General features: G+C 36.1%; 13 protein-coding genes. All 13 read left to right on the top strand.

What is annotated here, in order from left to right; all coding sequences use genetic code 11:
• Position 1 precedes the first annotated feature (1 nt).
• The 13 genes from tviB (at position 2) to ACT3SX_RS04200 (ending at position 15,621) form a co-directional block, all read left to right on the top strand.
• A complete protein-coding gene (gene tviB / locus ACT3SX_RS04260) occupies positions 2-1,279 on the top strand; it encodes a Vi polysaccharide biosynthesis UDP-N-acetylglucosamine C-6 dehydrogenase TviB (RefSeq protein WP_442069570.1) in 1,278 nt (425 codons plus the stop codon).
• 29 nt (positions 1,280-1,308) lie between these two features.
• Complete coding sequence (locus tag ACT3SX_RS04255) at positions 1,309-2,337, top strand: NAD-dependent epimerase/dehydratase family protein (RefSeq protein WP_442069569.1); 1,029 nt, start codon at positions 1,309-1,311, stop codon at positions 2,335-2,337.
• Positions 2,338-3,606 carry a flippase gene (locus ACT3SX_RS04250; protein ID WP_442069568.1) on the top strand — a complete coding sequence of 423 codons (1,269 nt, stop codon included), beginning with the start codon at positions 2,338-2,340 and terminating at the stop codon, positions 3,604-3,606.
• Positions 3,607-3,697: 91 nt separating this feature from the next.
• Positions 3,698-5,008 carry a hypothetical protein gene (locus ACT3SX_RS04245; RefSeq protein WP_442069567.1) on the top strand — a complete coding sequence of 437 codons (1,311 nt, stop codon included), beginning with the start codon at positions 3,698-3,700 and terminating at the stop codon, positions 5,006-5,008.
• Positions 5,009-5,134: 126 nt separating this feature from the next.
• Positions 5,135-6,331, top strand: a complete 1,197-nt coding sequence (locus ACT3SX_RS04240; RefSeq protein WP_442069566.1) for an EpsG family protein — start codon at positions 5,135-5,137, stop codon at positions 6,329-6,331.
• Positions 6,332-6,359: 28 nt separating this feature from the next.
• Entirely contained in the window at positions 6,360-7,457 is a 1,098-nt protein-coding gene (locus ACT3SX_RS04235; RefSeq protein WP_442069565.1) for a glycosyltransferase, read from the top strand.
• Positions 7,454-8,632, top strand: coding sequence for a glycosyltransferase (locus ACT3SX_RS04230; protein WP_442069564.1), 1,179 nt, complete (start codon positions 7,454-7,456; stop codon positions 8,630-8,632). The genes ACT3SX_RS04235 and ACT3SX_RS04230 overlap by 4 nt, the downstream gene beginning before the upstream one ends.
• Positions 8,629-9,771: a glycosyltransferase family 4 protein gene (locus ACT3SX_RS04225; protein WP_442069563.1), complete on the top strand. Its 1,143-nt coding sequence runs from the start codon at positions 8,629-8,631 to the stop codon at positions 9,769-9,771. The genes ACT3SX_RS04230 and ACT3SX_RS04225 overlap by 4 nt, the downstream gene beginning before the upstream one ends.
• Positions 9,772-9,799: 28 nt before the next feature.
• A complete protein-coding gene (locus ACT3SX_RS04220; protein WP_442069562.1) occupies positions 9,800-10,423 on the top strand; it encodes a sugar transferase in 624 nt (207 codons plus the stop codon).
• The gene (locus tag ACT3SX_RS04215) at positions 10,416-11,075 is read left to right on the top strand and encodes a NeuD/PglB/VioB family sugar acetyltransferase (protein WP_442069561.1); all 660 of its coding nucleotides are present in this window, start codon (positions 10,416-10,418) and stop codon (positions 11,073-11,075) included. Before ACT3SX_RS04220 ends, ACT3SX_RS04215 begins: the two co-directional genes overlap by 8 nt.
• A 63-nt stretch (positions 11,076-11,138) precedes the next feature.
• Entirely contained in the window at positions 11,139-12,341 is a 1,203-nt protein-coding gene (locus ACT3SX_RS04210) for a DegT/DnrJ/EryC1/StrS family aminotransferase (protein ID WP_442069560.1), read from the top strand.
• Positions 12,342-13,013: 672 nt separating this feature from the next.
• Entirely contained in the window at positions 13,014-14,285 is a 1,272-nt protein-coding gene (locus ACT3SX_RS04205) for an RNA-guided endonuclease InsQ/TnpB family protein (RefSeq protein ID WP_444761676.1), read from the top strand.
• Between the two features lie 118 nt (positions 14,286-14,403).
• Positions 14,404-15,621, top strand: a complete 1,218-nt coding sequence (locus ACT3SX_RS04200; protein ID WP_444761675.1) for a tyrosine-type recombinase/integrase — start codon at positions 14,404-14,406, stop codon at positions 15,619-15,621.
• Positions 15,622-15,778: the final 157 nt, after the last annotated feature.

Genomic DNA, 15,778 nt, shown 5'->3' with positions numbered 1-15,778 from the left:
TATGTTAGATATCAAGAATATAAAAATAGCGGTTATCGGACTTGGCTACGTCGGTTTGCCATTAGCGGTTGAGTTTGGTAAGCATCTTCCGGTCGTCGGTTTTGATATTAATGCTACGCGTATCTCGGCCCTTGCCGCAGGTACAGATCATACCTTAGAAGTTAGTGATGAAGAGCTAAATCAAGCATCACATTTGAGTTATAGTTCAGATATACAAGCGCTTAAAGACTGTAATTTTTTTATTGTTACGGTCCCGACACCGATCGATGATTATAAACAGCCTGATCTTACGCCTTTAATTAAAGCCTCAGAGGCTATTGGTAGTCTTCTTAAACAAGACGATATCGTCGTTTATGAGTCGACTGTCTATCCGGGTGCCACCGAAGAAGTTTGTATTCCGGTGTTAGAGAAAGTCTCGGGATTAACCTTCAATCAAGACTTTTATGCCGGTTATAGTCCTGAACGTATTAATCCGGGTGATAAAGAACACCGCGTTACCAATATTTTAAAAGTAACGGCAGGCTCAACACCTGAAGTCGCTGATTTTGTTGATGAAGTATACAATTTAATTATTACGGCAGGTACTCATAAAGCAGCAAGTATCAAAGTAGCAGAAGCGGCAAAGGTGATTGAAAATACCCAAAGAGATGTCAATATTGCCTTAATTAATGAGTTAGCTGTTATTTTTAATAAAATGGGTATCGATACCCAAGCAGTCTTAGAAGCTGCTGGCACCAAGTGGAACTTTTTACCGTTTCGTCCAGGCCTCGTCGGTGGTCACTGCATCGGTGTAGATCCTTATTACCTAACTCATAAAGCCCAAGCGATTGGTTATAATCCTGAGATTATATTGGCTGGACGTCGGTTGAATGACAGTATGGGTGAGTATGTGGTCACGCAACTGGTCAAAACCATGATCAAAAAGCGGATTCAGGTTGAAGGTGCCAAGGTATTGGTCTTAGGGCTGAGTTTCAAAGAAAACTGCCCCGATGTGCGTAATACCAAGGTCATCGATATCGTCCATGAGCTAGAAGAATATAATATCGAAGTCGATATTTATGACCCTTGGGTAGATAAAGCAGAAGCTGAGCGTGAATATAATGTGACGCCTATCAGCAAGCCCGCTATGAATAACTATGATGGTATTATCTTAGCCGTCGCTCATAATGAGTTCATCGAGCTGGGTGTAGAGCAGATTAGAGCGTTTGGCAAGAATGAACACGTGCTTTACGATTTAAAGTATGTCTTTACCAAAGAAGACACTGATATCCGCTTATAAATCTATAGAAAATACGGAAAATAACTATCATGACATCAACTGCATATGAAAAAGTTCAAAAAGTATTAATTAACGAGCCAAAAACCTGGTTAATTACTGGGGTAGCGGGATTCATTGGCTCTAATTTACTAGAAGAGCTATTGTTACTAAATCAAAAAGTAGTCGGTTTAGATAATTTTGCCACTGGCTTTCAGCATAACCTAGATGAAGTACAAGGTTTGGTAAGCAAAGATCAGTGGCAGAAATTTACCTTTATAGAAGGTGATATTCGCAATTTGAAAGACTGCCAAACTGCGTGCGCAGACGTGGACTATGTGTTGCATCAAGCAGCACTAGGTTCGGTGCCGCGCTCTATCGCTGATCCTATCAATACTAATGATACTAATATCTCAGGCTACTTAAATATGCTCGTAGCAGCTCGTGATGCTCAGGTAGCTAGCTTTACCTATGCGGCGAGCAGCTCAACCTATGGCGATCATCCAGCATTGCCAAAAGTCGAGGATGCTATTGGTAATCCGTTATCACCTTACGCAGTGACTAAATATGTCAATGAGCTGTATGCAGATGTGTTCTCACGTACATATGGCTTTAAGACGATTGGTCTACGTTACTTTAATATCTTTGGTAAACGCCAAACACCAGATGGCGCATATGCAGCGGTAATACCAAAATGGACGGCTGCTATGATCGCAGGTGATGAAGTATTCATCAATGGTGATGGCGATACCAGTCGTGACTTTAATTTCATTGAAAATGCGGTACAAGCTAATATTTTGGCAGCGACTGCTCCTGAAGAAGCTAAAAATCAGGTTTACAATGTAGCTGTGGGCGGCCGTACTACCCTTAATACGCTGTTTTCAGCATTGAAAGAGCATTTAGAAGCTAATAGCGTTAGCTACACTCAAGAACCGGTCTATCGAGATTTTAGGGCAGGAGACGTGCGTCATAGTCAGGCTGATATTACTAAAATACAGAATGCACTAGGCTATGAGCCACAGTTCGATATTATTCAAGGTATTGAGAAAGCGATGCCTTGGTATGTTAAGTCTTTATCGTAAATGATAAATAAAGTAAAAGCGCTTATAAGTCGTATCAATAAGAGTAAAGACGGTAAGACAGTAGCTAGCAACTTTGGGTATCTAATGCTATTACAAGTTGCTAGCTATATTTTTCCTTTACTTACCATTCCCTATCTTGCCAGAGTTATTGGGGTAGAAGGTTTTGGGAAAATAGCATTTGCCGCGGCTGTTATAGTATGGCTAAAAACTATATCTGATTGGGGATTTAACTATACTGCGACTAGAGATGTGGCATTAAATAAGAATGACCTGAATAAAGTTTCAGAAATATTTAGTAATGTATTGTGGGCGCGCATAATATTAATGCTTTTATCACTACTACTTCTATTGATTGCAATAGCTTTTATTCCATACTTTGAAGAGAATAAGATCATCTTGCTAGTAAGCTTTTTATTAGTGCCAGGTAATATATTTTTTCCTGAATGGTTTTTTCAGGCTATGGAAAGAATGAAATTCATTACTATACTAAGTCTTGCCAGCAAGATAGTGTTTACATTGCTGGTCTTTGTTTTTATAAAGGAAAAATCAGACTTTATCTTGCAGCCATTGTTTATAAGTTTGGGATTTATAGTAAGTGGGTTGTTTGCTACATACATAATTGTAGGTAAATGGAAAGTAAAGATTCATAAACCTAATATTAGAGAAATAACTAAGACGATTAAAGGCAGTACTGATGTATTTATTAATAATATCATGCCGAATCTATATAATAGCTTTTCTGTAGTATTACTCGGTTTCTATAGCGGCAGCGTAGCCAATGGTCTGTTAGATGCTGGTACTAAGTTTATCAATATCAGCCAGCAATTTTTGTCAATAATATCAAGAGTGTTTTTCCCACTACTGTCAAGAAAAATAGATTCGCACAATTTATACGCCAAGATTAATATTTATCTATCTATATTTGCTTGCGTGAGCCTATTTATATTAGCACCATTTATCATTAAATTTTTCTATACGGAAGAGTTTATGGATGCTGTCGTAATACTTAGGATTATGTCTGTATCGATAATATTTTCAGCATTAATTAGTACATTTGGTACGAACTTTATGATAGTAAAAGGCTATGAGAAAAACTTAAGAAATATAACTGTCATATGTTCACTAGTTGGATTTACATTAGCATTTCCACTAATCAGTCTATATGGTTATATCGGTGCAGCGATAACAATCACAGCAACCCGAGCAATTTTAGGTGTAAGTATTATGTATAAAGCGCTAAATATAAAAAACAGCAAATCAATCATTTAAGTTATACAAACAAAATTTATGTATTAGATACACCTAATAAAATTATCAACAAACTTAAAAAGTAATGACATTAGCAATAAGGTAAGCTGCTATGAATAAATTATTAATAATGATGACCAAAAATTTGCGATCTAGAAAAATAATGAAACTACTAAGGTCATTAAGATCTCGTGATGTGAATGATAATAAATCAAACCTAATATTTCAGAAAAATAAGCTTATCAAGGTTTTAAACATAGCATTTTTAGAAATTCCTTATTATAACTCATTTCAAAAAGATTTAAACTTAGACAGCTTAGACTATTCAGAGTTTTGTAAAATACCTGTGCTAACTAAAGATATAATTAGAAATGATATAGATGCACTTATTAATAGATCATATGAAAGTGTTGATGAGGTGTTTAAGGCGACATCAGGAGGTTCTACTGGCGAACCATTAACATTCTATAGAACTAAAAGTCAAAATATACATGGTCAAGCGGCTTACTATAATGCTTTAGAGCTAAACGGCGTTGATATTTATGATAAGTCGATTGATTTATGGGGTGCTGAAAGAGATATGCACAGCACCAAATCTAGTTTTAGCATGAAAAATTTTTTAAATAATAGATTAACTCTTAATACATTTGTTATGAGCGATGAAATAATGGATCGTTATATCAAAAACATTAATTCAAAAAAACCTGCTTTTATTAAAGCTTATGTTCACTCTATTTATGATATGGCTAAATATATTAACGAGAATAATATAAAAGTTAAATGTAAGCCAGTGATACATTGCACCACAGGGCCTTTATATCCAGAAATGAGAGATGAGATAAGTAAAGCCTTTAATGATGCATACGTTTATAATTTTTATGGCTCAAGAGAAGTATCAGCAATGGCATCTGAGGTTCGAGGAAGTGAAGGTTTATTTGTTTTCTACGATAATATATTTCTAGAGATATTAGATGAAAATGATAATCCAGTCAAAAAAGGTGAAGAAGGCGAAATTGTTATAACAACTTTGAATAATTTTTATATGCCTTTGATTCGCTACAAGATTGGAGACAGAGCCATTAAAGGCGATGATTTAGAATTCGGTACTTTAAGATTAGACAAAGTCACTGGTAGAACTTTAGGCGTCATTCACAAGGCTGACGGTACTAAAATAGATGGTCAGTTTTTTACAACTCTATTCTTCTCAAAATCTAGTATAAAATCGTTTCAGTTAGTGCAGAAAGATATCATTTCATTAGAATTAAATATCGTAAAAAACGATCCTTTCAACCCAAACGAGCTAGAAGAAGTGATCAATAGTATTAAGATAGAGCTTCCTGATGTAAATATCGAAGTGAATTTTTGTAAAAAGATTGATCTAACGGAAACAGGAAAGATAATGTATGTTTATTCGGAAATATAAATGCCTACATATAAAAAGCACTCTGAAATAATCATTTTATTTCTGAATAATATTTTCAATAGCTGATAGTCATTGAAAAATAACATTGATATATAAATATTTTGAATAACTTAAAATGTGAATAATATGAAGATTAATAAATTTAATATACTTACGGTTAATTCATTTTTGTTATCACCTATTCTATCAATGCCGTTTATTATTCTTCAACTAAGAAAAAAAAATGATACTATTGTTAGTTTATTATTTTCATTAATTATAGGTTTTTTTAGCTTAAGATATGTTCCTAGCTTTTCAAATGATAAAGTCAGGTATATAGAGCGTAGCGAGCTTTTTGCAGATTATTCATTGGGTGATTTGTTATTGTATTTCAAAGCTGTTAACCGTCCTGATTATGTTTTTGACTTACTAAATTTTACCTTTTCTAAGGCAAGTATAGATATAAAATATTTTTTCTTTGTAATTACCTCCTTAAGTGTGTTTCTAACGTTCATAGCTTCTAAGAAAATAGTTAAAAGTGTAACTAATTCTGATTTTATATATAGTAACTCTAGTTTTTTTCTTATTCTATTCTCATTTTCAGCAATAAACGTTCTTTCAGGACTGAGATTTTTTTTAGCTGGCAGTATATTCTTGTGGTTTTTATATTTCTTATATTTCAAGCAAATGTATTTAAGAGCTTTTTTAATATTGCTTTTAGCGATAGCTACTCATTTTAGTTATTCTTTAATTCTTGTAGCAACTATTTTTGCAATTTTGAATCAGAATTTTAAATTTCCAAGAGTTTTATTAATTTCTAGCCTAGTATTTTTTATTTTGCCTAATAGCTTTTTGATGAATATTTTTAGCCTACTTTCTTTACCATCAGGATATTTAACTAAAGTTGAAGCTTATACACTATCAGAAACAGTTTATACAGATAGCAGTATCATTCTTTCTTTGATTCGTAATAGTTGGTATTACTTTGCAATAGCCTTTATGTTATTTTATAAATCATCTACAAATGATAAATTCTATATCCTAATAGTATTTTTAATGGTATTTATAAACCTTACATATTCCCTTCCAGTTGTATTTAGTAGGTATGTCACTTATGCAAGAATTGTATTCGCAATATATCTAGTATACTTACTATTAAATAATAAAAACAAAAAAAATGTAATAATAGTTTTTAGTTTTTTAGCTTTATTTAGCTTAAGTGTATACACTGATTTATTTATCGTTCTTCGTTATAATATTGAGAGATCATATTCTATAGAAACTATGTGGTCTATCTATCATATAATTACAGAAGATAATAACTTATATAATTATCTATATTAATTTATGACCTTTTGGCCAGAGAAATAAAATGATTAATCAAAATATAGCTTTTTTTGTACACAGTTTAGATAATGGTGGTATCGAAAACTATTTACTTCGTTTCTTAAAAGGAAGTAATAGTAATTTCAAAAATATTTATGTTTATTGCAAAAGTGGAATGGGCGGTCAACTAGAAGATAAATATGAAGAGTTGAATAATGTAACTGTAATAAAGAAAAGAGTTGGCTTTAACAGTTATAAAGACTTACGATATTTAAGAGAATTTTTGATAGGACATAATATCTCTTGTGTTTGTGATTTCACAGGAAATTTTTCTGGTTTAGTTTTATTAGTAGCTTATAAGTCTGGTATTGATAAAAGAGTAGCTTTTTATAGAAGCTCTACTAATCGTTTTAATTCAGATATAATTAGAAATGCTTATAACTCCATAATTAATAAGCTAGTAAAAAGATACGCCACTGACATTCTTTCAAATTCTAAGGCTGGATTTGATTACTTTTTTTCAAGTTATTGGAAAAATGATAATAGATTTGAAATTATAAAGAACGGTATAAATGCCGAACTCTTCTTAAAAGAGACAGTAAATCTAAGACAAGAGTTTGGTATCCCTGATACGGATTTTGTTATAGGACATACAGGACGTTACAATCCAGCTAAGAATCACGAAACTATTCTAGCAGTAGCTGAAATACTAGTAAAAAAATATAATGATATATACTTTATTTTATGCGGTAACGGAGTTAAGAGTAATCTTCATAATACTTTAGAAACTAAAAAATTAGATAATAAAGTCTTAGTTTTTGAAAATCGAGATGACATTCCGAAGTTCTTAAATACTATGGACTGTTACTTCTTTCCATCAGTGACTGAAGGTCAGCCTAATGCATTGATTGAAGCGATGATAACTGGGCTACCATACGTCGCCTCAGATATCGCTCCTATCAAGGAAACCGTTCTTAATCTAAATAACCTATATGGTCCAAAGGATATAGAAGCCTTTGTCAAAGCATTAGAGACTATTTATAAAGAAAAGTCACCAAGGGATATACACCATCAACAGCAGATCATTGATAAGTTTGATGCAGACAAGTGCTTTAGTAGCTTTTATAAAAGGTTATCGACATGAATGTAGTATTTGTACATGATCATAAGTTTAAGAATAACGGAAGAGAATATTTCTCTGAAGGTAAAATCACCGATGATGTGTTTTCCCGCTATGTCCTACCTTCCGAGAACTTTACAGTAATTAGTCGAATGGAACATATTAATGATAGTAGTAATTTATTAAAAATAGAATCTAATAATATCAATTTCAGTCCAGTCAAGGGATTAAGTTTTTCAAAGGTTTTCTCACGTCACTTATTCAGAAATAGTAAAGATATCCTTCAAAAGATAACTTATTCTGATTTTATTGTTGTACGTTTGCCAAGTTTTTTAGGTGTATATGTTTTAGTTATTAATATATTTACTAAAAAGAAGTATTTTATTGAGCTTGTTGGTGATCCAAAAGAAGCACTTATGACATCTAAAGAGGATGTAAGCTTACCATTTAAATTTTTTGTTCACGCTTTCTCTGAGTTAAATAAGTTTTTCATAAAAAATGCACATGGTGTAATCTACGTGACTGAGTCTGCTCTTCAAATGGACTATCCAACTAACGGTTTGACAGAACATGCTTCGAATGTTGAGATGACAATAAAAGAAAAACGTATTAGCATTGAGGACTACAAAATTCAGAACAATCTTTTTAAGATAGGATTGATTGGTTCCTTTAATAATCATTATAAGGGTATAACCGAAGCCATTAATGCTATGAGCTTGTTAAATGATAGTGAAAAAAAATTTGAATTACATATATTAGGTTCAGGGACTCTAAAAGATGATTATAATTTATTAGCGAAAGAGCTAGGCGTCAGTGATTTAGTTTTTTTTGACGGTATTGTCAAAGGAGGAAATAAAGTCGCTGACTGGTTGAGTTCTTTAGACCTCTATATTCAGCCAAGTTATACTGAAGGTTTGCCTCGCGCTTTAATTGAAGCAATGAGTGTTGGTTTACCTGCTGTAGCCTCTGATGTAGGTGGCATTCCTGAGCTACTATCTAAAGATACTTTGGTAAAACCTTACGATTCAGAAGCTCTGGCAAAAAAGATAAAAGATTTCGTCGATTCTCAGAAATTAAGATTTGAGCAAGGTAAATTAAATTATCAAAAAGCCAAAGAATACGATCAAAAGGTTTTAAAAAAACGTCGTTCAGAGTTTTGGCAATCAGCTAGAGATATTGTAAAAAGGAGTCTGGTTTGAACAAGTTCCTAATAATAGCTAGCTACCCTGTTTCAATCCTAAAATTCCGTGGTGCTTTAATTAAAGCGCTACAGGATAAAGGCTTTGAGATTCACATTGCCGCTCCAGAATTCGGAAATTATCCAGAAGAGCGTGAAAACCTAATAGAGTTAGGTTATACCGTGCATGAAACCCCCATGCAGCGTACAGGGACCAATCCGTTAAAAGACGCTGAAACCTTGTCTGCTTTATACTTATTGATGAAGAAAATCAAACCTAGCCATGTAATGGGTTATACCATTAAGCCTGTCATCTATGGGTCATTGGCAGCCAAACTCGCTCGTGTGCCGCATCGTTTTGCCCTGATTACAGGTCTTGGTTACGCGTTTCAAGGAGCAAATGAGCAAGACTATAAAAAGTCTAATCTACAAAAAGTAATGCATAAGCTGTATTCAGTAGCATTAGCATCGACTCATAAAGTGTTTTTTCAAAATCCTGATGACGAAGCATTATTTAAATCTATGGGTATCTTAACGCCTAATGCATCAACTACCGTTGTTAACGGCTCAGGTGTTGATATATCAGAATATAGTGTCCAGCCATTTGCCACTATAGATGATATATTGATCCCTAGGTTTCTATTGATAGCTCGCTTGCTGGGTGATAAAGGAGTACGCGAATATGCTCAAGCTGCTAAAATTATTAAAGATAAATATCCGCAAGCTCAATTTGACTTAGTAGGCTGGATCGACGATAACCCTGATGCTATCGAGCAACAAGAGTTAGATAGTTGGATTAATGAAGAGTTATTTAACTTTTGGGGTAAGCTTGATGATGTGAAGCCAGCCATTGCAGCGAGTTCTATTTATGTATTGCCTTCTTATCGAGAAGGCACACCGCGCACTGTACTAGAAGCGATGGCAATGGGTCGCCCAATCATTACGACGGACGCGCCAGGTTGTCGTGAAACAGTGATTGATGGTTATAACGGTTATTTAGTTCCTGTTAAAGCGGTAGAGAAATTAGCGGCTGCGATGGAACGTTTTATCGTTTATCCAGCGCTTGTTATTAAAATGGGTAAGGCATCACGCCAATTGGTAGAAGAAAAGTTTGATGTGAATGCTGTCAATCAATCCATGCTAGAAGCGATGGGTTTATAATTTATATAGTAGAGTCACAGGAAGAAGAATGATCAAACGCCTTTTCGATATCACTGCTGCGATCACCGCTTTGGTCGCTTTATCTCCGGTATACGCCATTACTGCTTACAAAGTCAAAAAGAACTTAGGCGCGCCAGTGCTATTTCGTCAAACGCGTCCCGGATTGAATGGTAAGCCGTTTGAGATGATTAAATTTCGTACCATGAAAGATGCCATAGATAGTGCTGGCACTCCTTTGCCTGATAGTGAGCGCTTAACTGACTTTGGTAAGGCACTACGTAATAGTAGTTTGGATGAGCTACCTGAACTGTGGAATGTCGTCAGAGGCGATATGAGCTTAGTCGGACCACGCCCATTATTGATGGAATACCTGCCGCTATATAGTAAAGAGCAAGCGCGTCGCCATGATGTACGTCCTGGTATTACGGGTTATGCGCAAGTAAATGGGCGTAATGCCATCGGTTGGGATAAGAAGTTTGAGCTTGATACTTGGTATGTAGATAATCAGTCATTTTGGTTAGATATTAAAATATTATTAAAAACAGTAAAAAAAGTGGTTATCAAAGATGGTATTAGTGCGGACGGCGAAGCGACAATGAGTAAATTTACTGGTTCTCAAAACCAGTCCGCTTTAGAAAATAGCTATGAGTAGAGTATTTGCCGTCTATGGTGCCTCAGGCTGTGGTCGTAGCTTAATGCCGGTAGCCGTTGATCAATTACAAAGATTAGATGCTCAAGAAAATAGCCAAATCGTATTTATTGACGACGCATTAGAGGGAAATGCTAATGTTAACGGCTATACGGCGATGAATTATGCAACATTTAAGAGTATAGATAGTGATTATAAGTTTGTCCTGATAGCCATTGCTAATAGCAGCATTCGTCAAAAAATTGCAGAACAATTGGTTCAAGATGGTATCTCATTGTGGACAGTAAAAGGAACGACCACCTTAATTATGGATGCAGTCAGTATCGCTGCCGGTGCTGCGCTCAGTCCATTTGTCACTATTGCTGCTAATGTGACTATCGGTAAATGCTTCCATGCTAATTTATATAGCTATGTCGAACATGATTGCGTGATTGGCGATTATGTCACCTTTGCCCCGCGCGTCAGTTGCAATGGCAATATTCATATCCATGACCATGCTTATATTGGCACAGGGGCAGTCATCAAACAAGGCACACCTGATAAGCCATTAATTATCGGTAAAGGTGCCATTGTAGGAATGGGAGCAGTTGTTACCAAAGACGTGCCAGCAGGAGCTGTCGTGGTTGGTAATCCTGCAAGACCCTTCAATAAATAAAAAATTTCGTTATAAGTTATTAATCGCCATCATCAATTATAAATAAGCACCATCGAGGCAACTATGTTAAACACCCCATTTTCACCTTGGCCAAGCTTTACTCAAGAAGAAGCGGATGCGGTCAGTCAAGTATTATTATCCAACAAGGTAAATTACTGGACAGGGCAAGAGTGTCGTCAGTTTGAGACTGAGTTTGCTAAATGGGCTGATAGCAAATATGCCATTGCAATGGGTAATGGTACGTTGGCATTAGACGTGGCCTTACAAGCGCTAGATATTGGCGCAGGCGATGAAGTAATCGTCACGCCGCGTACCTTTATTGCGAGTATCTCATCCGTGGTCAACGCTGGAGCGACCCCTGTTTTTGCTGATGTCGATGAGGCAACCGGTAATATCACGCCTGAGTCGATCGCGGCGGTATTGACGGATAAAACCAAAGCTATCGTCTGTGTGCACTTGGCAGGGTGGCCTTGTGATATGGATGGCATCATGGCGTTGGCAGATAAGCATAATCTATACGTAATTGAGGATTGCGCGCAGGCGCACGGTGCGCGTTATAAGGGTCGTAGCGTGGGTAGTATCGGCCATATCGGTGCGTGGAGCTTTTGCCAAGATAAAGTAATGACCACAGGCGGTGAGGGCGGTATGGTCACCACCAATGATGAGCAATTATGGCGCAAAATGTGGGCTTATAAAGACCATGGTAAAAGCTATGCAGCGGTCTATGAGACCGAGCATCCACCAGGCTATCGCTGGCTACATGAGAGCTTTGGTACCAATTGGCGCATGACTGAAATGCAAGCTGTGCTCGGTCGCATTCAATTAACGAGAATGTCTGATTGGACAGCCAAACGTACGGCTAATGCTCAAGCTATCTTAGATACCTGTGCTCAATGGGAAGCAAAAGGTTATCTTTCTGTACCTAGGTTAGAAGAATCAGCGCAGTTTGCAGATTCGACCCACACCTATTATAAGCTCTACGTCTATGTGCAGTCAGATAACCTACCTAAAGAGTGGTCACGAGATCGGATCATTGAAGAGATCAATGACTTAGGGGTTCCTTGTTTTTCAGGATCTGCTTCTGAAGTTTATCTGGAAAAAGCGTTTGATAATACAGGCTTACGTCCTGAGACGAGACTACCAGTCGCCAAGCAGCTCGGCGAAACCAGCTTGATGTTTCTCGTGCATCCAACGTTGACGGAAGACGAGATTAAGCAAACCGTACAAGCAATTGATAGTGTATTCACTAAAATTCATGGTCAATAATTTATTGGGTTAAATTGAATTTAGTGACGTTATTTTAATTACGATAATCCATATTACTGTTTAAACGATAGCATCTATAATAAACCCCTTTTAACCGAAGAGTATTTGATCATGTACAAGAAGCTAAGCATTTTATTAGGTTTGAGTGTCTTATCCTCAGTGTCGGTGTTGGCATCTGCACAAAACCTGTATATGAACGATCTAAAGCTTAAGGCAGATCTTGATTGGCTGAATACTCAAACCCCGATATCATTCAGGCTACCTAAGAATTTTGTAAAACTGACAAAGCCCTGCTAAGCGTTTGCTATTATAGCCTAGCAGGGTTTCTTTGTGCCAAATCGTACTAGGCGCATATCACTCTACTCTATGAATACTGATCATGCGATACCCTAAAAAAGAACAAGATCGTCACCTGATGAGTAAGAGGAAATTAAACATCACCTTTATAAGTTGTCAGTCACTCGTGATCAATATCGACTCAAAATATCGCATAACCTAGAAAAACAATTACTAGGTAATCTACTATCTAAAAGCGAAAGAGGACTCCACCCGACATTAGGGTGGAGGTGAATTTCGCCTAGTGTTTATTATATTTTTATACAAATTAGCTACTGTATGAAATCTAAATAATCTTTAGAATTTATATTCTATCAAACAAAATTAGTTGCGGTAATGAAAATCAACAAAGCGTATAAATTTAGGCTTGAGCCTAATGCAGAGCAACAGATTATTCTAAATAATCTTGTCGGCTCTGCACGCTTTGTTTGGAATCAAATGCTAGCGATCTCATTTGAGATGTTTGCCAAAAATGAATTTATTAATGTCACCAACTTGGTTAATAAAATCATGGATCTAAAGAACAATCCTGATTTTGACTTCTTAAGAACCCATGCCAATGCCGTGTCCTTACAACAAAAAGTACGTGATCTCGCCTCTGCTTGGTCACGATTTTTCGACCCTAAAGTTCATGCTAGGCTCAAAGAAAATAAAAAGAAGCTCCGAAAACCCAAGTTCTTTAAGCTAAGCGATGGCACAGAGATTCAACTACGACAACTGATGCCAAGATTTAAACGTAAATCCGATGGCTGTGACTCAATTCGCTTGGTTCAATTTGATAAGTATTGCCGTGTTGAGGGTAATCGCGTCAAACTACCTAATGGCGTGGGCTTTGTGAAATTTAGAAAATCACAAGACATCATCGGCACCATTAAAAACATCACTATTAGCAAGAAATCAGGGCACTGGTACGTGTCTTTTGGGTGTGAGCGAGCACTGGATCAAAACCCAATTCACCCCTCTACAAGCGCCATAGGTATTGATTTAGGTGTCACTAAACTCATTACCACCTCAGATGGTCAGCACATCAAACCCAAAAACAGCTTTAAAGCCAATCAAATTAAACTGGCCGCATTACAGCGCCAATTAAGTAGAAAAGTCTTATTCAGTCAAAACTGGAAAAAGCAGAAAAACAAAATACAAAAACTCCACCATCATATTGCCAATATTCGCCATGACTACTTGCACAAAATCACCACCGCGATCAGCAAAAACCACGCCATGATTGCTTGTGAGGACTTAAAAGTAGCCAATATGTCGAAGTCTGCAAGTGGTACGTTAGAAAACAAAGGGCGTAACGTCAAAGCCAAGTCAGGATTGAATAAATCCATTTTGGATCAAGGCTGGGGCATGATGATTGATATGCTTGAGTACAAGCAGCACTGGCAAGGCGGGGTGCTCATTAAAGTAAACCCACGCTACACCAGCCAAACCTGCTCCCAATGTCAGCATATTACCAAAGAGAATAGACAAACTCAGGCTAAATTTGAGTGCGTCAAATGCGGGCATAAAGCAAATGCTGATGTGAATGCAGCTAAAAATATTTTATCGGCAGGACATGCCGTTTTAGGATACACCTTAGACTTATATGTAAAAGATATGCTTTGAAAACCCGCCACTAGCGGGTTTTCTTTTATCTATAGAATGGAAATAGTGTAAAATATATACTGAGATTTAATAGGATATAGTGTATCTTGTATTTATGTAAAATATATAGGATATTCTAATGATCAATTCTTTCAGAACAACATCTTTTTCAATGGATAGTGGAGAACGTTATTGTTTAGTGATTGATCGAATAACACAGCTACCTATCTACTATCCTAATTTATTCATCACAACCCAACTTCGTAATAAGTCAGACTCGTTTTCAACTATGCTGTCAGCAGCTAATAATATAGCAATATTTCTTAGGTTTTTAGATGACAGAGATATAAACCTTGAAGAACGAGTTCTATGTCGAGAGTTATTTGAAACTTATGAGTTAGACGATTTGCGAGACTTCACTCAGAAAAGATTTTCAAAGGTAGCTGATGGTGGTGGTTATGTTAGTGATGAAGGTGTAGTTAGCTCAATAACTCATTACATGCGCTTGACTACGATTGCTCAATACATAAGTTGGTATGCTAATCATTTGATTAAGCAACCAAGTACAGTTGAAGCTAGACAAATAAAAAGAGTGGAGACACAGGTAAAGTCACGACGTCCAGTAAAAAGAGGTCGTAATCGAGATCAGGATAGGTCACTTGATGATGTGCAATTAGAAGTCTTGTTTGAGGTAATAAAGATAGGTTCAGAACATAATCCATTTGGTGATCAGGTACAACGACGTAATCGACTAATGATTTTAATTCTATATTACCTTGGAATTAGAGGTGGTGAATTACTTAATTTAAGAATAAGTGACATTGATTTTTCCAAGCACCAACTAAAAATTGTTAGGCGTGCTGATGAGAAAGATGACCCTAGAGTACAAGAACCTAATGCTAAGACGTTAGAACGCACAATACCTCTTGGAGAAATTCTTAGCAAAGAGCTTCATGAGTATATTACCAAAGATAGGCGTAAAGTCACTAATGCGAGGAGAAATGATTTTCTGTTTATTACTCATAAAGAAGGGCCAACAGTTGGGCATCCTATATCAAAATCTAGCTATTACAAAGTGCTTAATATCGTAAAATCCGTATCGCCTGAATTGTATAAATTAACAGGCCATAAGCTACGACACACTTGGAATCGTAAGTTTTCAGAGAAAATGGACTCAATGAACAAACCTGTAAGTGAGGAAAAACAAGAGCAAATTCGCTCTTATGTAATGGGATGGAAGCCTGGTTCTGGTACATCAACTCATTACAATAAAAGGTTTATTCAAGAGCAAGCCCAGAAAGCAGCTTTAGCACTTCAATCAAATAGTGGAACACGACTACCTGAACAGGGGTTGTAAGATGAATAACTTATCTGTTAATTTTCTTGAGAATATTAAGGAAGAACCATCTAAAAACGATAAGAAAATACGTGCAAAGACGAAAGGTTATTCCTTTGAACTCTGGGAAAGAGAATGGGTTTTAGATAAAAACAATATAGTTAGCTTAGCTTATATC

This window comes from Psychrobacter sp. AOP31-B2-9 (assembly GCF_052378005.1).
Taxonomy (GTDB): domain Bacteria; phylum Pseudomonadota; class Gammaproteobacteria; order Pseudomonadales; family Moraxellaceae; genus Psychrobacter.
This window is presented reverse-complemented; position numbering and strand designations above follow the sequence as displayed.